This window comes from Microbacterium murale, from assembly GCF_014635185.1.
GTDB lineage: Bacteria > Actinomycetota > Actinomycetes > Actinomycetales > Microbacteriaceae > Microbacterium > Microbacterium murale.
Window position 1 is genome coordinate 374,820 of the sequence record NZ_BMCM01000002.1, and the last position, 19,558, is coordinate 394,377.

General features: G+C 67.5%; 15 protein-coding genes, 1 pseudogene and 1 riboswitch. Of the genes and pseudogenes, 8 read left to right on the forward strand and 8 right to left on the reverse strand.

Translation table 11 applies throughout. The features are described from left to right. On the reverse strand, window positions 1–1,326 hold the full coding sequence (locus IEV67_RS08230; protein ID WP_188436339.1) for a short-chain fatty acid transporter: 1,326 nt from the start codon (window positions 1,324–1,326) through the stop codon (window positions 1–3). Between the two features lie 227 nt (window positions 1,327–1,553). On the opposite strand from IEV67_RS08230, the gene IEV67_RS08235 reads away from it, so the two are divergent. Next, window positions 1,554–2,111, forward strand: a complete 558-nt coding sequence (locus tag IEV67_RS08235) for a hypothetical protein (protein WP_188436093.1) — start codon at window positions 1,554–1,556, stop codon at window positions 2,109–2,111. Window positions 2,112–2,161: 50 nt separating this feature from the next. Here the strand turns inward: IEV67_RS08235 and IEV67_RS08240 are convergent, their stop codons facing one another. From IEV67_RS08240 to IEV67_RS08260, 5 genes and pseudogenes are all read right to left on the reverse strand, one after another. Next, window positions 2,162–3,346 (reverse strand): ROK family protein, encoded by a 1,185-nt coding sequence (locus IEV67_RS08240; RefSeq protein ID WP_188436094.1) that lies wholly within the window; start codon window positions 3,344–3,346, stop codon window positions 2,162–2,164. A 62-nt stretch (window positions 3,347–3,408) separates the two neighbouring features. Beyond that, window positions 3,409–5,829, reverse strand: coding sequence for a beta-xylosidase/alpha-l-arabinosidase (locus tag IEV67_RS08245; protein WP_188436095.1), 2,421 nt, complete (start codon window positions 5,827–5,829; stop codon window positions 3,409–3,411). A 7-nt stretch (window positions 5,830–5,836) separates the two neighbouring features. Further along, window positions 5,837–6,727, reverse strand: a complete 891-nt coding sequence (locus IEV67_RS08250) for a carbohydrate ABC transporter permease (protein WP_188436096.1) — start codon at window positions 6,725–6,727, stop codon at window positions 5,837–5,839. Further along, window positions 6,724–7,741: pseudogene (locus IEV67_RS08255) on the reverse strand (carbohydrate ABC transporter permease). Before IEV67_RS08255 ends, IEV67_RS08250 begins: the two are co-directional and overlap by 4 nt. Window positions 7,742–7,749: 8 nt before the next feature. Then, the gene (locus IEV67_RS08260; RefSeq protein WP_188436097.1) at window positions 7,750–9,051 is read right to left on the reverse strand and encodes an extracellular solute-binding protein; all 1,302 of its coding nucleotides are present in this window, start codon (window positions 9,049–9,051) and stop codon (window positions 7,750–7,752) included. 154 nt (window positions 9,052–9,205) lie between these two features. On the opposite strand from IEV67_RS08260, the gene IEV67_RS08265 reads away from it, so the two are divergent. The 5 genes from IEV67_RS08265 (at window position 9,206) to IEV67_RS08285 (ending at window position 14,292) form a co-directional block, all read left to right on the forward strand. Next, window positions 9,206–10,204: a LacI family DNA-binding transcriptional regulator gene (locus tag IEV67_RS08265; RefSeq protein ID WP_188436098.1), complete on the forward strand. Its 999-nt coding sequence runs from the start codon at window positions 9,206–9,208 to the stop codon at window positions 10,202–10,204. Between the two features lie 105 nt (window positions 10,205–10,309). Beyond that, entirely contained in the window at window positions 10,310–11,497 is a 1,188-nt protein-coding gene (xylA, locus tag IEV67_RS08270) for a xylose isomerase (protein ID WP_188436099.1), read from the forward strand. 2 nt (window positions 11,498–11,499) lie between these two features. Continuing rightward, window positions 11,500–12,903, forward strand: coding sequence for a xylulokinase (gene xylB, locus IEV67_RS08275; RefSeq protein ID WP_188436100.1), 1,404 nt, complete (start codon window positions 11,500–11,502; stop codon window positions 12,901–12,903). A 60-nt stretch (window positions 12,904–12,963) separates the two neighbouring features. Further along, complete coding sequence (locus tag IEV67_RS08280) at window positions 12,964–13,686, forward strand: DUF6882 domain-containing protein (protein WP_188436101.1); 723 nt, start codon at window positions 12,964–12,966, stop codon at window positions 13,684–13,686. A gap of 39 nt (window positions 13,687–13,725) precedes the next feature. Then, a complete protein-coding gene (locus IEV67_RS08285; RefSeq protein WP_188436102.1) occupies window positions 13,726–14,292 on the forward strand; it encodes a hypothetical protein in 567 nt (188 codons plus the stop codon). A gap of 156 nt (window positions 14,293–14,448) precedes the next feature. On the opposite strand, the gene IEV67_RS08290 is transcribed toward IEV67_RS08285, so the two are convergent. Beyond that, on the reverse strand, window positions 14,449–15,330 hold the full coding sequence (locus IEV67_RS08290) for a bifunctional methylenetetrahydrofolate dehydrogenase/methenyltetrahydrofolate cyclohydrolase (protein WP_188436103.1): 882 nt from the start codon (window positions 15,328–15,330) through the stop codon (window positions 14,449–14,451). Next, complete coding sequence (glyA, locus tag IEV67_RS08295; RefSeq protein ID WP_188436104.1) at window positions 15,327–16,601, reverse strand: serine hydroxymethyltransferase; 1,275 nt, start codon at window positions 16,599–16,601, stop codon at window positions 15,327–15,329. The genes IEV67_RS08290 and glyA overlap by 4 nt, the downstream gene beginning before the upstream one ends. Before the next feature lie 44 nt (window positions 16,602–16,645). After that, window positions 16,646–16,729, reverse strand: a riboswitch (ZMP/ZTP riboswitch). Between the two features lie 75 nt (window positions 16,730–16,804). Here glyA and IEV67_RS08300 point away from each other — a divergent pair. After that, window positions 16,805–18,313 carry a beta-N-acetylhexosaminidase gene (locus IEV67_RS08300; protein WP_188436105.1) on the forward strand — a complete coding sequence of 503 codons (1,509 nt, stop codon included), beginning with the start codon at window positions 16,805–16,807 and terminating at the stop codon, window positions 18,311–18,313. Beyond that, window positions 18,310–19,458 carry an N-acetylglucosamine-6-phosphate deacetylase gene (nagA, locus tag IEV67_RS08305; protein ID WP_188436106.1) on the forward strand — a complete coding sequence of 383 codons (1,149 nt, stop codon included), beginning with the start codon at window positions 18,310–18,312 and terminating at the stop codon, window positions 19,456–19,458. The genes IEV67_RS08300 and nagA overlap by 4 nt, the downstream gene beginning before the upstream one ends. The last annotated feature ends 100 nt before the right edge of the window (window positions 19,459–19,558 follow it).

Genomic DNA, 19,558 nt, shown 5'->3' on the forward strand with positions numbered 1-19,558 from the left:
CTACAGGCTCACGAGCACCAGCGTCACAGCCATGACGACGCCGGAGCCGAGCAGAGTGACGAAGGTGTACCCGAGGATGTCACGCATCTTCAGCCCCGCAATAGCAAGGACGGGGAGTGCCCAGAACGGCTGAATCATGTTGGTCCACTGGTCGCCGTAGGCGACAGCCATCACGGCGATCGAAGGGTCGACTCCGAGCTGGTTCGCGGCATCAAGCATGATCGGACCCTGCACTGCGAATTGGCCGCCGCCGGATGGAACGAAGAAATTGACGATGCCAGCCGACAGCAGCGCCAGTACCCCGAAGGTGACCGGTGTCGCGATCGACACGAACGCATCCGAGAACAGTGCGATCAGTCCGGAGCTCGACATGATCCCCAGGATTCCGGCGTACAACGGGAACTGCACGAGGATCTCACCCACGTTCGAAGCAGCTTTCTTCGTCAGGTGGATCAGCTCGAACGGGCTTCGCACGAGCAGCAGTATGAGCGCCAGGAACGACCAGTTCACGATGTCGAGTGTGAGGGTTCCACCCTGGGCGAAATGCACGATCAGATAGACCACGAGCCCCGCGCCCACGATCGTCGTCAGGACGCGAGAGGCGTCGATGCGATCAGCCGGCGTGACGACTTCGTCGTCGTACTCGTCGGTCGCCTCTGATCCGACGGTCACCGGCAGCTCGTAGATCGGGTCGTTCTTCTTCGGTCTGATGAGGTACATCAGGACGCCGACGACGACGATCACACCGAGCGCCGCCAACATGTTCCAGGTCGAGAACGTCGTTTCGGTGATGGGCAGCACGTCACCGTCGAGGCTTGGCGCGAGAAACGAGTCCGGCGTCGCCGCAGTCAGCGGGCCTGAGCCGGAGTACCCCATGTGCCAGACCACGAAACCGGAATAACCTGCGGCGACCAGCAACGGGAAATGCACCTTCAGACCGCGCCGCCGAGCTTCGACAGCGATCTCGCGGGCGAGCAGCGTGCCGACTATAAGGCCGAGCCCCCACGTGATGAGACTGGCGACTGCCGCGATCACGAACACGAACACATACGCGAAACCGGCGTTGCTCGGCACTCGCGCGAGTCCGCGCAGCAGTTTCTGCACCGGGCGCGTGTTCGCAAGCATGTATCCGAGCAGCAGAATGAGGCACATCTGCGTCATGAAGGCGAGTAAACCGGCGAGTCCGTCTCCCCAGCCCTTAACGACGTCGATCGGACTGGCCTGCGTGAGCGTCATGGCAAGGACAGCCACGATCAGCGTGAGAACTATGGCGAACGTGAGGGCGGAGGGGATCCACCTCTCCAGAAACCGGTTGATCGGGCGCATCACGCCGCGAGAGCTGTGCTTCTGCGTCGTCTGAGACACGTTGAACTCCTTCGTCCGGTGGCTGAATTGGCTTCACCATAGCAACGCGGCAGCGTCGGGCGAGGCAGCGAACCAGGAGGGTCGCCCCGGGCACCGTCCGAGCATGCGACCAATCCGATTCTGCGATGGTTCCGGACAACCCTCGTGGGACGAAACGTCTCACGTCACGAAACTGAAGGAGACATCTCATGCGAAACAAGAATCGACTCGGATTGCTCACCACCGCTGGAGCCGGAGTCGCGGCTCTCGCGCTCACCGGGTTCGCTCTCCCCGCTACAGCCGATGATGGCTCTAGCTCGGTTGACGACTCGACGACCTCGACCGACGTCAGCGGCTCGACCGACGCGATCCAGGACATCGTCCGCGATCTGATCCTCGCCAGCGGCAATGACACGTCCACCGGCGACATCGGTCTTGACGGACCGCTCGTCGAGGGACCGGTCGTGAGTGACATCGGCAACGGTGCCATCCTGTCGGGTAACGACACCCCGATCGCCTCCGGCAACGAAGTCTCCGGCAACGAGGTCTCCGCGCCCGTCGGCTCGGGCAACGAGGTCTCGGCACCTGTAGAGGCTCCGATCGAGGCGCCCGTCGAGGCGCCCGTCGACGCACCGGTCGGCTCAGGCAACGACACCACGGTCGATGCACCGGTCGAGTCCGACAACGACACCGGCCTGTCGCTGGACGACATCGGCGGCGACATCGGCGCCGACGTCGACAGCCTGGTGAGCGGTCTTCTCGACTGATCTCGTGCCAACCCCAGAGCCCGTCCGCACATTCATGTGCGGGCGGGCTCTCACACCTTGAGCGCGCCGAGCGTCCGCGCCGGATCCTTGAGCAGTGACGCGAATGCGGCCTCCGCGGCACCGATCAGGAGGCGATCGGCACCCAACGCGGCGGGGCGAATCTCCACCTGTTCGCCGGGTGCGGCGAGCGCGTTCGCCCGCACGTCGGCGGAGAAGCTCCCCGGGTCGCTGCCGATCAGCATGCCGAGGAACCCGCCGAGCACGATCATCGAGGGATTGAGGACGTTCACGGCGTTGGCGAGCGTCGCGGCCAGGATCCGCCTCTGCCGATCGATCTCCTCGGAGACAGCCGCGTCCTCCACCTCGGCGAGCGCTGCGGCGAGCACCGGGTCATCGACTGCTCCGAGGCCGGTCACGTGCAGCAGTCTCGCCCGGTTCACCTCATCCTCGAGCGTCCCTGCCCTGGTGCGTCGGTCGGCCTCGGCGGGGATGCTCGGACGGGTCTGACCCCACTCGCCGGCGTATCCGCCCGCTCCGGCGATGAGCGTGCCGTTCAGGATGAGACCGCCGCCGATGCCGCTGGCTCCGCCGTTGAGGTAGACGACGTTGCGATGCTCCCGAGCCGCGCCGAACAGCCGCTCCGCGCGCGCGCCGAGCGAGGCGTCATTGTCGATCGCCACCGACAGCCCGAGCCGCTGAGCGAGTGGCGAGCGGATGTCGGCCTCGTGCCAGCCCAAGTGCGGCGCCAGACGCACCAGCCCGTCCTCGACGCGGACGAGACCAGGCACGGCCACGCCGATCCCGACGAACCGGCTCGCGGCCAGTGGACCGGCCCGCCACCCCCCGACCTCGCGCGCGACCACGTCGACGACGTCATCGACGCTCGGAGGCTGCGCGCACTCCACTCGAGTTCGCTCGCGGACCCGCCCGGAAAGAGCGACCGCGCCGATCTCGATCGCGTCGACCTCGGGGTTCACCGCGATCGCCATGACTTCATCACCTGCTGCGACGATCGGCGACGGCCTGCCGACCCGTCGCGTGGGGTCGGGATCCTGCTCGAAGACGAGCCCGCTCGATGCCAGCTCCGCGACCAGATCGGCCACCGTCGAGCGGTTCAGCCCCGTCTCCGCAGTGATCACGGCACGCGAACGCGGGCCGAGCTGGTGCACGAGTCGCAGCACCTCGCCGAGGTTCGCCGCGCGCACGCGTTCGACGCTCGATGCCCGTTCCGCCATCGTGTCCCCCGCCGCTCCCGATTATGTTGCTCATGACACGATATCCGGTCGGCACCGATCACTCAGCGCGGCGCGTAGTCGAAACTTTCGGATGCCGCGTCAGATGTCACCGCGGACGCCTCGACTTCGGCCGTGGCCCGCCGCGGATCAGCCGTCGTGAGCATATGCGCGGCGCCCGTGACGGCGAGCGTCGAGCGTGCCGTCGCGGTGCCGGCGGCCTCGGTCGCTGCCGCATCCGCGCCGACCCACACCTCGACATCGCCCGGCTCGACGACGCGCGTCATGGACCGGTCGCTGAAGGCGAACCGCTGAGTGGGTACCGAGAACCTCACCATCGCGGACTGCCCCGGTTCGAGCCTCACCCGATGGAAGGCCAGCAACTGCGCGACAGGGCGCGACACCGATGCGACGACGTCCCGGCCGTAGAGCTGCACGACCTCGTCCACTGTGCGCGCCCCGGTGTTGGCGACCTCGACCGCTGCGGCGAAGGATTCACCGGCGGTCACCTCCGCATCGACGACGAGCCCGCCGTACGCGACCTGCGAATAGGAGAGGCCGAAACCGAACGGGCGCACCGGCGTGGGGTCGGTGGCCGTGACATCCGATGCCCCGCCGAGCCGCGGATGCAGGTACGTGTACGGCTGCGCGCCCGCCGCACGCGGGAGCGAGACCGGCAGCCTCCCCGACGGATTGACCCGCCCGGAGAGCACTCCGGAGAGCGCCGCCGCTCCCTCTTCGCCGGGGAAGAACGTCTGCAGCACTGCGGCAGGGCGGCGTTCGCCGTCCAGCGCCCAGCCGATCGCGTACGGCCGGCCCGTCAGTGCGATCATCACGACCGGCGTGCCGGTCGCGACGACGGCCTCGACGAGTTCACGCTGCACACCCGGCAGCTCCAACGTCTCCGAGTCGTTGCCCTCGCCGACGGTGCCACGGCCGAACAGACCGGCCTGATCTCCGACGACGACGACCGCCACATCCGCACCGGCGGCCGCCGCGACGGCCTCGTCGAATCCGGAGCGGTCCTCGCCCTGCACGTCTGCACCCCTGGCGTACACGACGTCTGTGCTCCTGCCGACCTCGGCTTCGAAAGCCTCCAGGAACGTAGGGATCTCGAACCCGATCTCGAACCCCGGGTGATGCGCGAGCACGTGGTTGGCGAACGAGTAGCACCCCATCAGTGCTTCGGCCCGGTGCGCGTTCGGGCCGATCACGGCGATCCGCGACGATACGGCCGACGCGCCGGATGCCCCGGCGAGCGGCAGCACACCGTCGTTCGACAGCAGCACGATCGATTCTTCCGCGAGGCGCCGCGCGATGTCGCGGTGCCGGGGCGAGTCCAGGTCGATCTCACTCGGCGACTCATCCTCGAACGCGTCGGGATCGAGCAGCCCGAGCTCCTCCTTCTGCGCCAGTGCGCGCAGGACCGCACGATCGACGAATGCCTCGTCGAACTCGCCGGCGCGGATGCGCTCCGCGAGCGGCGCGAGATACGCATCACCGGTGGGCAGCTCGATGTCGATCCCTGCAGTCAGCGCAGCGGCCGCCGCTTCGCCGCGGTCGGCGGCGATCGCATGCATGACCTCGAGGAACGCGACGGCGAAATAGTCGGCGACGACCACGCCGTCGAAGCCCCAGCGTCCACGCAGCAGGTCGGTCAGGTACTCCTCGCTCGAGCCGAGCGGCACGCCGTCGATCTCCGCGTAGGAGTTCATGACGGAGCGAGCGCCGCCGTCGAACAGCGCCATCTCGAACGGGGGCAGGAACACGTCGGCGACCTCGCGCGGTCCGGCGGAGACCGGCGCGTGGTTGCGCCCCGCGCGCGAGCCCGAGTAGCCGACGAAGTGCTTCAGAGTGGCGTGCACTCCTGCGGACTGCAGCCCGGCGACGTACGAGGTGGCGAGCACGCCGACGACGTAGGGGTCCTCCGCGATGCACTCGTCCACGCGCCCCCAGCGCGGGTCGCGGATCACGTCGAGCACCGGTGCGAGGCCCTGATGGATGCCGAGCTCGCGCATGGAATCGCCGATCGACGCAGCCATCTCGTGGACGAGGTCCGGGTCGAAGGATGCTCCCCAGGCCAGCGGTGTGGGGAAGGCCGCAGCCTTCCATGCCGCCAGGCCCGTGAGGCACTCCTCGTGCACCAGTGCGGGGATCCCCAGCCTCGTCTCGCGCTTGAGCCGCCGCTGCTCCTGCCAGAGCCAGGCAGCCCGCTCGACCGGTTCGACCGGACGCGTGCCGTACACGCGGGTGTAGTGGCCCAGACCGTTCCTGGTCACATCCTCGAGGTGACCGGCATCCTTCTGGCCCGCCGCCATCTCCGACTGCATCGGGGCGACCACGCCGTTCTGGTCGAGCCAGTACCCGACGATCTGCGCGAGCTTCTCGTCGAGAGTCATCTGCGCGTGCAATGCACGGACGCGCTCGGACACTGCGGGCATGGCGGGAACTCCCGCCGTCGAATCCGACACGGATCTCTCTTTCATTTTCAGTTCAGCCCTTGACCGCTCCGGTGAGGCCGCCGACGATACGACGCTCGAACATGCTGAAGAAGATCAGCGCAGGCAGCATGGACAGCGACGTGTACGCGAGCACTCTGGCGGTGTCGACCGAGTACTGCGATGAGAAGTTCTGCACCCCGAGCGGAAGGGTGAACAGACTGGCGTCGTTCAAGATGAACAACGGCAGCATGTATCCGTTCCACGATCCGATGAAGGCGAGGATGCCGACGGTGATCACGCCGGGCAGGCTCAGCGGGATCACCATCCTCCAGAAGAATCCGAGCCTGGAGGCGCCGTCGATCGATGCCGCCTCCTCGAGTTCCTTCGGGATCGCGCGCAGGAACGGCACGAGGATGATGATCGTGGTCGGCAGGGCGAAGGCGATCTGCGGCAGGATGATGCCGCCGAGGCTGTTCACCAGGCCGAGGTTGCGGATCAGCAGGTAGAGGGGTGTGATCGCCACCGTGATCGGGAACATCAGCCCCGCGGCGAAGAACGAGTACATGATCGCCTTGCCGCCGAAGTCGTAACGGGCGATCACGTAGCTCGCCATCACGCCGAGGATGACGGCGCCGAGTGTGGTGCCGACGGCGGCGATCGTCGAGTTGACCATCGCGGTCCAGAACTCGCTACTGCCGAGGACGTCGGTGTAGTTCGCGATCTCCCATGGCGCGGGCCACCCAGAGGGGTCGTTGGTGATCTGCGAGTTCGTGCGGAACCCGCCGATGATGATGTAGAGGATCGGCGTGATGCAGACCGTGATCAGGATCAGTGCGACGAGGTAGACGCCGGGGCTCCCCCAGCGCACCCCGGATGGCGCGCGTCGGCGTCCACGGGGCCCGATGGCCTGGATGGCCACGGAGGTCTTCAGAGTGTCGGTCATCGCCGGCGCCCCTTTCGGCTGTCCCCCGTCAGTGCACCCTCGGTGTCACGGCGGAGGACGAACCGCTGGTACACGAGGGCGACGACGAGTGAGATGAGGAAGAGCATCACGGCGACCGCGTTGCCGTAGCCGTAGCTGCCGGCCAGATGCCCGTTCTGGTACATGTAGGTGGCCATGGTCGAGGTGCCGGCGGTGGCCGCGATGTACTGGCCCCAGATGATGTTGACGAGGTCGAACAGCTGCAGGGAGCCGATGATCGACAGGAACGCCCAGATGCGGATGGTCGGCCCCAGCAGCGGCAGCGTGATGCTCCACTGCGACTTCCAGAAGCCGGCGCCGTCGATCGCCGCCGCCTCGTAGAGCTCTTCGGGGATCGACTGCATTCCGGCGAGCATGAGGATCACGGCGAAGCCGATGTACTTCCACGTGATGATGATCATCAGCGACCACATCGCGATGGCCGGATCAGCGATCCACGAGTTCTGCAGTGCGCCGAGGCCGACCTTCTCGAGCAGGGAGTTCAGCGCCCCGGCATCCTGGAGCATCAGGCTCCAGCCGGTTCCGACGACCACCTCGGCGATGACGTATGGCGCGAAGATCAGCACGCGGATCACAGAGCGTCCGCGGATCTTCTGGTTCAGCAGCAGTGCGAAGAGGATCGCGATCGGGCCCTGCATGAGCAGCGAGAGGACGACGATCGTGAAGTTGTGCCCCACTGCGGCGCGGAACGTGTCGTCCTGCAGCATCAGGGCGTAGTTGTCGAGTCCGACGAACTCGGTGGGCCAGCCGTAGCCGTTCCATTTTGAAGAAGCCGTAGAACGCGGCCATCATCACCGGGAAGATGACGAAGCCGACGAAGATCAGCAGTGCGGGTCCCGCCAGGAGCGTGATCTCGCCACGTTTGCGCCAGTCGGGACGCCGCGGCGCCCGTGTCGGGACCGATGCACCATCGGTCCCGACACGGTTGCTCCTCGCAGGCGCAGTGGATGACATCAGCGCCTGAGATTCGGTCATGTCTCTTGTCAGCCTCTCGCCGCGGCGTTGGCGATGCTGTCGACGAGCTTCTGCGGGTCCCCCTGGCCTGCGAGCATCTCGACGACGCCGGTGTTCAGCGCGTTTCCGACGTTCTGGCCGAGCGCGGTGTCCAGCCACAGCGACACGTACGGCGCCTTGCTGTACGCCTCCATGAGCGGAGCCAGCGACGGGTCGGTCACCGCGCCGGTGGCGTCCTGGTTGGCCGGGATCGTCTGGAATGCGGTGGCGTACTTCTCCTGCCATTCCTTCGACGAGACGAAGTTGAGGAACTCCTCGCACGAGGCCGGAGAGTCGGTCGAGCACGAGTACCCGTCGACGCCGCCCATCATGGCTCCTGGCTCACCGTCGCCGCCTTCGACCTCGGGGAACGGGAACCAGCCGAGGTCCGGCAGCGGCTGCTCGTCGGGGGTGAGGCCGGCGATCACGCCGACATCCCACGCGCCCATGAGCTCCATGGCCGCCTTGTGGTTCGCGACCAGGCCGGCGGACGAGTTCGCGCCCTGCTGGGCCGTCGTCGTCAGGAAGCCGTCGTTGAAGGGCTCGGTCGCCGTGAACTCGTTCAGGTTCTCAGCAGCGTCCAGCCAGCACTGATCGGTGAAGTCGGGGCTGGTGGCCAGGTTCTCGATGATGTCCTGTCCACAGGCACGCACCGCGAAGAAGTAGTACCAGTGCGCGGCAGGCCACGCATCCTTCGCACCGAGTGCGATCGGAGCAATGCCCGCTTCCTTGAGCTTGTCGACCGCGTCCTCGAGCTCGGCGACAGACGTCGGCTCTGACTCGATGCCGGCCTGCTCGAACAGGTCCTTGCTGTAGAAGATCCCACCGGGGAGCACGGCACTCGGCACACCGTAGATCTTGCCGTCGACCGTGAACGCGCTGAACGGAGCCTCACCGAAAGCGGTCTTCACGTCGTCGTCGATGAGGTCGGTGAGGTCCTTGACCTTGCCCGCCTCGACGATGTCGGCGAGCTTGCCACCACCGCGAGCCATGAAGATGTCCGGCATGTCGCCGGAGTTGACGGCGGTCTGCAGCTTGCCGTCCATGTCTTCGTTCTGGATCGACGTGACCTTGACGGTCACCTCCGGGTTCTCCTCGTTGAAGGCCGCTGCCGCGTCTTCCCAGTACTGCTTGCCGTCGCCGGTCGTCGAGTTGTGCCACATCGTGAGTGTGGTCTCGCCACCCTCGCCTTCGCCGCCGCCACCGCTGGTGCCACCGCTGCAGCCGGCCAGGACGAGCGATCCCAGTGCGACGACTGCGGCGCCTGCCGCCAATGCCTTTCGCATCTTCATGCTGTGTTCTCCTCTTCTTCGAGTTCTCGTGCAGCGCGACACGACATTTGTTGCCAGCCACACCAATGTGTTTGTTCGCTTACTCTGACACCGCTCCCACGAAGATGTCAAACGATATCGATAACGTTTTCGAAAACATGGATATCATGAGGGCATGAACCGCCGGACAACGATCACCGATGTCGCCCTCGCCGCTGGAGTCTCGGTGGCCACCGTGTCCAAGGCGATCAACGGGCGCTACGGCGTGTCAGCGGAGACGCTCTCCCATGTGATGGGCGTCGTGGCCGATCTCGGCTACGAGAGTTCGATCGTCGCCACGTCCATGCGCCGGCGGCGCACCCTGGTGATCGGCGTCCTCGTCGCCGAGTTCGAGCCCTTCGCACTGCAGCTGCTCAGGGGCGTGTCCAGCGCTCTGGAGAACACCGAGTACGACGTGCTCGCGTACGCAGGAAGCGTCTCGGCCGGCACGCACCTCGGGTGGGAGCGCCGCTCACTCTCCCGGCTCGGCGGCACGCTCATCGACGGCGCGATTCTCGTCACGCCGACGGCCGCACCGTCTGAGACGTCGGTGCCGATCGTCGCCGTCGACCCGCATGTCGGAACCGACGATCCCGCAACCGTGAGCGTGGCGAACGTCGAGGGCGCCAGCGCCGCGACGAGCCACCTCCTCTCGCTGGGCCATCGCCGCATAGCGCACCTGCGCGGACGCACCGACCTGGAATCCGCCCGCGAGCGCGAGCAGGGGTACCGCAACGCGCTGAGGGCATCCGACATCCCGTTCGATCCCACCCTCGTGATCGACGGCGGCTACCGGGCCGCCGATTCGACGGCGGGCGCACATGCGATCCTCGATCTCCCCGACCCCGTCACCGCCGTATTCGCCGCCAACGACCTCTCCGCCATCGAGATGATGCGGGTGGCATCCGAGCGCGGACTGCATGTGCCGGACGACCTCTCCGTCGTCGGTTTCGACGACATCATCGACGCCGCCGCCCACGTGCCCCAGCTCACCACGGTTCGTCAGCCGCTGCCGGAGATGGGCGCGGCGGCCGTGCGGATGCTGCTCGAGATCCTGCAAGGCCATGAACCAGAGCCGGTACAGATGGCGACGACGCTCGTGGTGCGCGAATCCACCGCTCCACCGCGGTCCTGACGACGACGCGCCGTCGTCGGCGGGCTGCGATTGCCAACCTCGATCGCATGCGATATGTTGTGCAGCACAACTTATATTTTCCCCATCGCCTGCAGAGGAGCAGCCATGCCCACCCCCACCCGCGAAGACAAATTCTCGTTCGGTCTCTGGACCGTCGACTACAACGGCACCGACCCGTTCGGCGGCCCGACGCGCCCTCGCCTCGACGTGGTGCACGCCGTCGAGAAGCTCTCCGAGCTCGGCGCCTACGGACTCACGTTCCACGATGACGACCTGTTCGCCTTCGGCTCCACCGACGCCGAGCGTCAGAAGCAGATCGACCGGCTCAAGGGCGCACTGTCCGACACCGGCCTCATCGTGCCGATGGTCACCACGAACCTCTTCAGCGCCCCCGTCTTCAAGGACGGCGGCTTCACCTCCAACGACCGCGATGTGCGGCGGTATGCCCTCCGCAAGGTGTTCCGTCAGCTCGACCTCGGTGCAGAGCTCGGAGCCAAGACCTTCGTCATGTGGGGCGGCCGCGAGGGCGCTGAATACGACTCCGCCAAGGATGTGCGCCAGGCCCTCGAGCGCTACCGCGAGTCCGTGAACCTTCTCGCCGACTACGTCACCGACAAGGGCTACGACATCCGCTTCGCGATCGAGCCCAAGCCGAACGAGCCCCGCGGCGACATCCTGCTGCCGACCCTCGGCCACGCGATCGCCTTCATCGGCTCGCTCGCACGTCCCGAGCTGTTCGGTGTGAACCCCGAGGTCGGCCACGAGCAGATGGCTGGCCTGAACTTCGCCGCCGGCATCGCCCAGGCGCTGTTCCACGAGAAGCTCTTCCACATCGATCTCAACGGTCAGCGCGGCATCAAGTACGACCAGGACCTCGTGTTCGGTCACGGCGACCTGCACAACGCATTCGCGCTGGTCGACCTGCTCGAGAACGGCGGCCCCGGCGGGGTTCCGGCCTACGACGGCCCTCGTCACTTCGACTACAAGCCCAGCCGCACGGAAGACGAGACCGGCGTGTGGGACTCGGCAGCGGCGAACATGCGCACGTACCTCCTCCTCAAGGAGCGGGCAGCGGCGTTCCGCGCAGACCCCGAGGTGCAGGAGGCGCTGGCCGCTTCCAAGGTCGCCGAGCTCGCGCAGCCGACGCTGAACCCCGGCGAGAGCTACGACGACTTCCTCGCCGATCGCAGCGCCTTCGAGGACTTCGACGCCGACGCCTACCTCGGCGGCAAGGGCTTCGGATTCGTCCGTCTGCAGCAGCTCGCCACCGAGCACCTGCTCGGCGCGCGCTGAACATGACGCTCGTCGCCGGCATCGATTCGTCGACGCAGAGCTGCAAGGTCGTCGTGCGCGACCTCTCGTCCGGAGCGGTCATCCGCTCCGGACGAGCCGGGCATCCTGATGGCACCGAAGTGGATCCGGCGGCGTGGTGGGAGGCGCTGCGCAGCGCCATCGCCGATGCCGGCGGGCTCGACGACGTCGCCGCCGTCGGCATCGGTGGACAGCAGCACGGTCTGGTGGCCCTGGATGCGGAGGGGCGCGTCATCCGGCCCGCTCTGCTCTGGAACGACACGAGATCGGCGGATGCCGCGACCGCACTGACCGCCGAGGTCGGCGCCGCAGAGTATGCGCGACGCACCGGCGTCGTGCCGGTCGCGTCGTTCACGGCGAGCAAGGTGCGGTGGGTGGCGGATGCCGAGCCGGAGAACGCGGCCCGCATCGCGGCGATCGCACTCCCCCACGACTGGCTCACCTGGCGTCTGCGCGGTTATGGACCGGCCGACGAGTCACCGCTAGGGCCTGTGCTCAACGAACTGATCACCGATCGGTCCGATGCCAGTGGCACGGCGTACTTCGACTCCGCTCGAGGCGAGTACGACCGTGAGCTGCTCGCCATCGCGCTGCGCCGCGACGCGAGTGATGTCGTGCTGCCCCGTGTTCTCGGCCCCGCCGAGCACGTCGAAGGAAAGGGCGGAATCATCGTCACGGCCGGCGCGGGCGACAACGCGGCGGCCGCACTCGGAATGGGAGCCGGAAGCGGCGACATCGGCGTCTCGATCGGCACCAGTGGAACGGTGTTCGCCGTCACCGACGTCGCCGTCGCCGACCCGAGCGGCACCGTGGCCGGATTCGCCGACGCGGCCGGAGGCTTCCTGCCGCTGGTCGCCACGCTGAACGCCGCGCGGGTGCTGGATGCCACGGCATCCCTTCTCGGCGTCGATCACGACGAGTTCTCCCGGCTTGCCCTCGCGGCCGAGCCGGGTTCGGGCGGACTCGTGCTGCAGCCGTGGTTCGAGGGCGAGCGCACACCCAACCTGCCGGACGCCACGGCATCGATGTTCGGCATGACTCTGACCTCGACGAGCCGTGAGAACCTCGCCCGCGCCGCGATCGAGGGCGTGTTGTGCGGCCTCGCCGACGGCCTCGATCGCATCCGCGCGCACGGAGTGAAGGCCGAGCGCATCCTGCTGGTCGGCGGCGCCGCGCAGAGCGAAGCAGTGGCGCGCATCGCCGCGCAGGTGTTCGATGCGCCGGTCGTGGTTCCGGCGCCCGGCGAATACGTGGCGCTCGGAGCGGCAGCCCAGGCCGCCTGGGGGCTCAGCGGCACCGCGCCGAAGTGGCCAGTGGCGATCACCGCGCGTCCAGAGATAGACACGCGCCCGATCATCCGAGAGCAGTACGCCGCCCGCCTGCCATGACCAGTCGTCGCGGCGCGGCACAGGTGGCGAAAACATAGGATTCCAGGCCAGACTGGAACCATGACCTTCGCCGCACTGCAGCCTCTCGCCGATCGCGCCGCCTTCTTCGTGGCACTCCGTCAGGACGCGCTCACCACTGCCGTCGATGCGCTGGGCGAGCACCGCTGGGACGCCGACATGGCCGCAGGTACGCTCACCTTCACTGCGAACGCGAACCCCGCGCATCAGGTGGTCACCCGCCCGCATCTGATCGCGACGATCGCACCGGGGCCCCGGTCTCTGCTCTGGGCGTGGGCTCACCCCCAGGGCGACGCGCAGGGCGTCGCCGCCCAGCTGCGCGATTACGGCACGCAGTACGACATCGCGGAGCTCAGCCGGTCCGAGCTCGCCTTCCCGGAAGACACCGGCTCCGACCTCGACGAATGGATCGCGCAGGTCGCACATCAGATCGGCACCGTCGCCGTGGAGATCACCGGTCGCTCCCCTTACTATTCGGCACCGATCGGCGGCGGCACGCGCGCCGTGTTCGTGCTGGATGCGCCGCTCGCTCCGCTCACCGTGCAGGATGCCGTCATCTCCGCGCCCCGCATCCTGTCCGGGCTCGCACTCAGCGATGCACGCTCGGCTGTGTGGGACGCTGCGCGGCTGGCCGGCTGGAACCTGCAGTGGACCGACGAGGCCTTCAGCGGCGCGATCGTCACCGATGCCTCCGGTTCAGCGACCTTCCGCTTCGATGAGCAGGCCCGCATCGTGGGCATCGAGGCGCCGGGCCTGACCGGCTGATCCTTCTCCAAGGGGAACTCGACGGCATAGGCTGACGACATGAAGAACTGGATCGTCCGCGCCGTCTCGCTGTACGTGTTCAACGTCGTCGTCCTGCTGCTGATCGGCCTGCTGATGTCGAGCGTCAGCGTCGGGTGGAACGCCTTGTGGGCTGCTGTGATCCTCACGCTGGCGACGCTCGCGCTCAAGCCGACGCTGCTCCGGATGTTCCGCGGGGCGGCCTCGAAGTCAGCGCAGACGCGCACGAAGGTCGGCGAGAAGGTCGTCCAGTACGTGCTCGTGTTCATCGTCGAGCTGATCGTCTGGGTGCTGACCGTGTGGCTCAGCGGCGTCGATGTGCGCGGCTGGTTCTGGGGCTACGTGCTTCCCCCGCTGTACCTGCTGATCGCGTGGGTCATCTACGACCTGGTGGATGACCGGATCGAGGCGAGGACCGGCGCGGTGTTCGACACAGTGCAGTCGAAAGTGAAGGGCGGGCGCGCCTCGACGACCAGATCTGCGGATGCCACGGCATCCGAGCCGCAGAGCAGGGCGACCAGCGCAGCCAGGGACGAGCTCAACGATGGGCTCACCCCCGAACAGCGCCGGATGCTCGACGAGCTGTAGGTCGCGGCTTCGGCTCGCCTGCGGCTCGCTCACCCCGTTTCGCCTCCGTCGCTGACGCTCCTCCGCTCAACGCCCCGCGACAGAAGCTGCGGGTCGTTGAGCGAGCGGAGCGAGACGAAACGCGTTGAGCGAGCGTCAGCGAGTCGAAACGGGCCCTCAGCCCGCAGCGCGCTCGGCGGCCTCCACGACGTTCGTCATGAGCAGCGCGACGGTCATCGGTCCGACGCCGCCGGGGTTCGGTGATACGAAGCCCGCGACCGACGCGACATCAGGGTGCACGTCGCCATAGACCTTCGACTTGCCGGTCTCAGGGTCGTCTTCTCGAGTGACTCCCACATCGAGCACCGCGGCGCCCGGCTTGACGTCCTCAGCGCGGACGAGGTGCTTGACCCCGGCCGCGGCCACGATGACGTCCGCCTCTCGCAGGTACTTCGGCATGTCGACCGTGCCGGTGTGCGTGAGCGTCACAGTGGCGTTGAGCTCGCGGCGCGTCAGCAGCAGTCCGATCGAGCGGCCGATCGTCACCCCGCGTCCGACGACCACGACATGCTTGCCCTTGAGGTCGTAGTCATTGCGCAACAGCAGCTCGATCACGCCGCGAGGCGTGCACGGCAGAGGCGTGTGGATCGGTGCGTTGACGTTCAGCACGAGCCGTCCGAGATTGGTCGGGTGCAGGCCATCGGCATCCTTCTCGGGGTCGATGCGCTCGAGGATCCTGTCCGTGTCGATGTGCTTCGGCAGCGGCAGCTGCACGATGTAGCCGTGACAGGTCGGATCGGCATTGAGCTCGTCGATCAGCGCTTCGACCTGCTCCTGCGTGGCGTCGGCCGGCAGTTCGCGCTGGATCGAGTTCATCCCGATCGCCTCGGACTGGCGGTGCTTCATCCCGACGTACAGCTGGGATGCCGGATCCGCGCCGACCAGCACGGTGGCGATGCCCGGGACGATGCCCCGCGCGCGCAGCGCCGCGACCCGCTCGGTCAGCTCGGTCTTGATCTCCGCGGCTGCGGCCTTGCCGTCCAGGACGACAGCGGTCACTGCTGCAGCTCCGGGTAGAGGGGGAACGCGGTTGCGAGGGCGTCGACGCGTGCCTTCAGGGCGGCCACATCGGCGCCGGGCTGCAGGGCCAGGGCGATGATGTCGGCGACCTCGGTGAACTCGGCATCGCCGAAGCCGCGCGTGGCCAGCGCCGAGGTGCCGATGCGCAGACCGGAGGTGACCATCGGCGGGCGAGGGTCGTTCGGCACGGCGTTGCGGTTGACGGTGATGTGGATGTCGTGCAGCAGATCCTCGGCCTGCTTGCCGTCGATCGCGGCATCACGGAGGTCGACGAGCACGAGGTGCACGTCCGTGCCGCCCGAGCGCACCTTGATCTGCGCATCCGCGACATCCTGCTGGGTGAGGCGATCGGCGAGGATCTGGGCACCGCTGATGGTGCGCACCTGGCGATCCTTGAACTCGGGCGTCGCGGCGAGCTTGAAGGCGGTCGCCTTGGCGGCGATCACGTGCATGAGCGGGCCGCCCTGCTGACCCGGGAACACCGCGGAGTTGATCTTCTTGGCGAGGTCGGCGTCATTGGTGAGGATGAAGCCGGAGCGAGGGCCGCCGATCGTCTTGTGAACGGTCGACGAGACGACGTGTGCGTGCGGCACGGGGTTCGGGTGCACACCTGCGGCGACGAGACCGGCGAAGTGCGCCATGTCGACCCAGAGGAGGGCCCCGACCTCATCGGCGATCTCGCGGAACTTCGCGAAGTCGAGGTGGCGAGGGTACGCCGACCAGCCGGCGACGATGACCTTCGGCTTGTGCTCGATGGCCAGGCGACGCACCTCGTCCATGTCGACGAGCGAGGTCTCCGGGTTCACGCCGTAGGCGACGATGTTGTACAGCCGGCCGGAGAAGTTGATCTTCATGCCGTGGGTCAGGTGACCGCCGTGGTCGAGCGACAGACCGAGCAGGGTGTCGCCGGGGCGGGCGATCGCGTGCAGCACGGCCGCGTTGGCTGTCGCACCGGAGTGCGGCTGGACGTTCGCGAACTCGGCGCCGAACAGGCTCTTGACCCGCTCGATCGCGAGGGATTCTGCGACGTCGACCTCTTCACAGCCACCGTAGTAGCGGCGTCCGGGGTAGCCCTCGGCGTACTTGTTCGTGAGCACTGACCCCTGCGACTGCAGCACGGAGACGGGCACGAAGTTCTCGGATGCGATCATCTCGAGGAACGTGCGCTGCCGGTTCAACTCGCGGTCGAGGACCTCGGCGATCTCGGGATCTACTTCGGAGAGCGGGGCGTTGAAGTACGGATCGGTCATGTCGTCCTCTTTCGTTGCGGAATGAAATGTCATCAGTGATGGATGTCATCGGCCCAGGCGCGCGGTCGAATTCCGTAACGGTCGCTCCCCGGTGGTGACCCACCCAGACGCCAGTCGCGACCGTTCGAGCATAGCGGAATTCCGAAGTCCCAGAGTAGCGGGGCGATCTGGCCGCATCGGGTGCCGCAGGGTACGTTTTGTTCATGGTCCTACCACTTGTTCCGCTGCCCGTGTCCGTCACCGAACCGACCGGAATGCTGTCGTTGACGGCGGCCACCCGCATCATCGTGGAGAACGACGCGGATGCTGCGGCATCCGTTCTCGCCGACGTGATCGCCGAGCGCACGGGGCTGCGCCCCGCCGTCGCAGGGCCCGGACACGACGCCATCCGGCCAGGCGACATCGTCGTTCGACGCACCGCCCGGCAGGGCGAGCAGTACACACTGCACGTCGGCGACACAGCGCGCCTGGAAGGCGCCGATGCCGGCCTGTTCTACGCCGCGCAGACACTGCGTCAGCTCCTCACCGACGACCGCGAGGGCTGGGCGCTCCCCCACGTCGACATCGAAGACAGCCCGCGTTTCTCCTACCGCGGCGTCATGCTCGACGTCGCCCGCACGTTCTTCGACGTCGACACGGTCAAAGCGTTCATCGACCGGGCATCGTCGCTCAAGTTCAACCGGCTGCACCTGCACCTCTCCGACGACCAGGGCTGGCGTCTCCAGATCGACAGCCGTCCGCTGCTCACCGAACGCGGCTCGACGGCGGCCGTCGGAGACCGCCCCGGCGGGTTTTACACGAAGGACGACTTCCGCGAGATCGTGCGATATGCCGCGTCGCGCCACATGGTCGTCGTACCGGAGATCGACCTGCCGGGTCACACCCACGCGATCGGCCTCGCCTATCCCGAGCTCGTCGAGGCCCCTGTCATGAACGACGGCCTCCTTGCGCAGGCGAAGGAGCTCGGAGAGGCGCTCCCGGCCGCCGGGGAGCCGTATCGCGGCACCGGCGTCGGACACTCGTCCGTGAAGATCCACGGCGATGCGACGTGGGACTTCCTGCGCGATGTCCTCACCGAGCTCGCCGAACTCACCCCTGGACCGTTCCTCCACGTCGGCGGCGATGAGTGCCTCGGCACCGCTCAGGCCGACTTCGATGTCTTCATCGAGCGTGTCACCGCCCTGACCACCGAACTCGGCAAGACCCCGATCGCATGGCACGAGGCGGGCTCCGCCCAGGTCGCAGAGGGAACGATCGGGCAGTACTGGGGCAGCACCACCCCGGCCGGAGAGCACGCCGATCACGCGCGGCGCTTCGCCGAGCGCGGCGGGTCGGTCATCATGTCGCCGTCGAACACCGCGTACCTCGATATGAAGTACGACGCGGAGTTCCCGCTCGGGCTCGACTGGGCGGCACTGATCGACCTGCAGACAGCGTACGAGTGGGAGCCGACGGCGATCGTCGACGCTCTCCCCGCCCAGGCGATCCTCGGAGTCGAATCCCCGCTGTGGGCCGAGACGATCGAGACATTGGACGACATCGATCAGCTGATCTTCCCGCGCGTCGCAGCGATCGCCGAAGTCGCGTGGTCGCCGGCCGCTACACGCGAGTGGACGTCGTTCCGAGAGCGCGTCGGAGGGCTCGGAGCCGTCTGGGATGCCGCAGGATGGGCCGGCCACCGTCCCTCCGAGATCGCCTGGAGCACCCGATGACCACGACCCTGATCCACTCCGTCCGTCTGATCACCGACGGCACCGAGACCCCTGACGCCTGGGTGAGATTCGAAGACGGCCGCGTGGCCGCGACCGGCATCGGCGCCGACTGGACGGACGCCGACACGGTGATCGACGCGATCGCGCTCGCTGGCGAGGGGGCCATCCTCACCCCGGGTTTCATCGACATCCACGGTCACGGCGGCGCAGGAGCATCCTTCGACGACGGCGTAGACGCCATCCGCACCGCGCGCGAACTGCACCGCGCCCACGGCACGACGCGTGCGGTCATCTCGCTCGTGACCGCTCCGCTCGACGATCTCGTCCGTCGCGTCGGTGAGATCGCCGATCTCATGACGACGGATGCCGACATCCTCGGCTCGCACCTGGAGGGTCCGTTCCTCGATCCCGGTCATCACGGCGCCCACGAGCCTTCGCTGCTGCGCGAGCCGGCAGCAGCCGATGTGCGGCGCCTGCTCGAGGCGGGGCGAGGCACAATACGCCAGGTGACGATCGCGCCGGAGCTTCCCGGAGGCCTCGAGGCGATACGCATCATCGTGGCGGCCGGCTCCGCAGCGGCCGTCGGCCACACCGACGCGGATGCCGCGACCGCCGTCGCCGCGTTCGAGGCCGGCGCGACGATCCTCACGCATGCGTTCAATGCCATGCCGGGCATCCATCACCGTTCACCGGGTCCGGTGCTCGCTGCTGCGGCCGACCACCGTGTCGTGCTCGAAGCCATCGCCGACAACGTGCACCTCGACCCGCATGTGATCAAGCTGCTCTTCGATGCGGCTCCCGGCCGCGTCGCTCTGGTGACGGATGCCATGGCTGCAGCCGGCAGCGCGGACGGCAGCTACGACCTGGGCGCGGTCAGGGTGACCGTCGCCGACGGCATCGCCCGCGCCGACGACACCGGGTCGATCGCCGGGTCCACGCTCACTCAGGATGTCGCGCTGCAGCGCGCAGTCGAGGCCGGGGTTTCGCTCGCCGAGGCGGTGCGCGCACTCACGCAGACGCCGGCGGCGGCGATCGGGTACGACGCCCAGCTCGGACGACTCACGCCAGGGCGCATCGGGGACGCTGTTCTGCTGGATGCACGGCTTCAGGTCAAGCACGTGCAGACCGGTGCTGCGCCCGTCTGAGGAGATGAGATGGGAGGTCGCCGGTCCCCAGCCGGCGACCTCTTCCCTCCGGTTGCGAGCGAGTGGCTCGGAACTCCTCCCCCGAGGTACCGAGCCACCC

What these genes read in the sequence shown, in the direction of transcription:
- IEV67_RS08250 (WP_188436096.1), bottom strand. Translation starts at nt 6,727, where the DNA reads ATGACCGACACTCTGAAGACCTCCGTGGCCATCCAGGCCATCGGGCCC.
- IEV67_RS08260 (WP_188436097.1), bottom strand. Translation starts at nt 9,051, where the DNA reads ATGAAGATGCGAAAGGCATTGGCGGCAGGCGCCGCAGTCGTCGCACTG.
- xylA (WP_188436099.1), top strand. Translation starts at nt 10,310, where the DNA reads ATGCCCACCCCCACCCGCGAAGACAAATTCTCGTTCGGTCTCTGGACC.
- IEV67_RS08285 (WP_188436102.1), top strand. Translation starts at nt 13,726, where the DNA reads ATGAAGAACTGGATCGTCCGCGCCGTCTCGCTGTACGTGTTCAACGTC.
- IEV67_RS08265 (WP_188436098.1), top strand. Translation starts at nt 9,206, where the DNA reads ATGAACCGCCGGACAACGATCACCGATGTCGCCCTCGCCGCTGGAGTC.
- IEV67_RS08235 (WP_188436093.1), top strand. Translation starts at nt 1,554, where the DNA reads ATGCGAAACAAGAATCGACTCGGATTGCTCACCACCGCTGGAGCCGGA.
- IEV67_RS08230 (WP_188436339.1), bottom strand. Translation starts at nt 1,326, where the DNA reads ATGCGCCCGATCAACCGGTTTCTGGAGAGGTGGATCCCCTCCGCCCTC.
- IEV67_RS08280 (WP_188436101.1), top strand. Translation starts at nt 12,964, where the DNA reads ATGACCTTCGCCGCACTGCAGCCTCTCGCCGATCGCGCCGCCTTCTTC.
- IEV67_RS08240 (WP_188436094.1), bottom strand. Translation starts at nt 3,346, where the DNA reads ATGGCGGAACGGGCATCGAGCGTCGAACGCGTGCGCGCGGCGAACCTC.
- IEV67_RS08245 (WP_188436095.1), bottom strand. Translation starts at nt 5,829, where the DNA reads ATGAAAGAGAGATCCGTGTCGGATTCGACGGCGGGAGTTCCCGCCATG.
- xylB (WP_188436100.1), top strand. Translation starts at nt 11,500, where the DNA reads ATGACGCTCGTCGCCGGCATCGATTCGTCGACGCAGAGCTGCAAGGTC.
- nagA (WP_188436106.1), top strand. Translation starts at nt 18,310, where the DNA reads ATGACCACGACCCTGATCCACTCCGTCCGTCTGATCACCGACGGCACC.
- IEV67_RS08300 (WP_188436105.1), top strand. Translation starts at nt 16,805, where the DNA reads ATGGTCCTACCACTTGTTCCGCTGCCCGTGTCCGTCACCGAACCGACC.
- glyA (WP_188436104.1), bottom strand. Translation starts at nt 16,601, where the DNA reads ATGACCGATCCGTACTTCAACGCCCCGCTCTCCGAAGTAGATCCCGAG.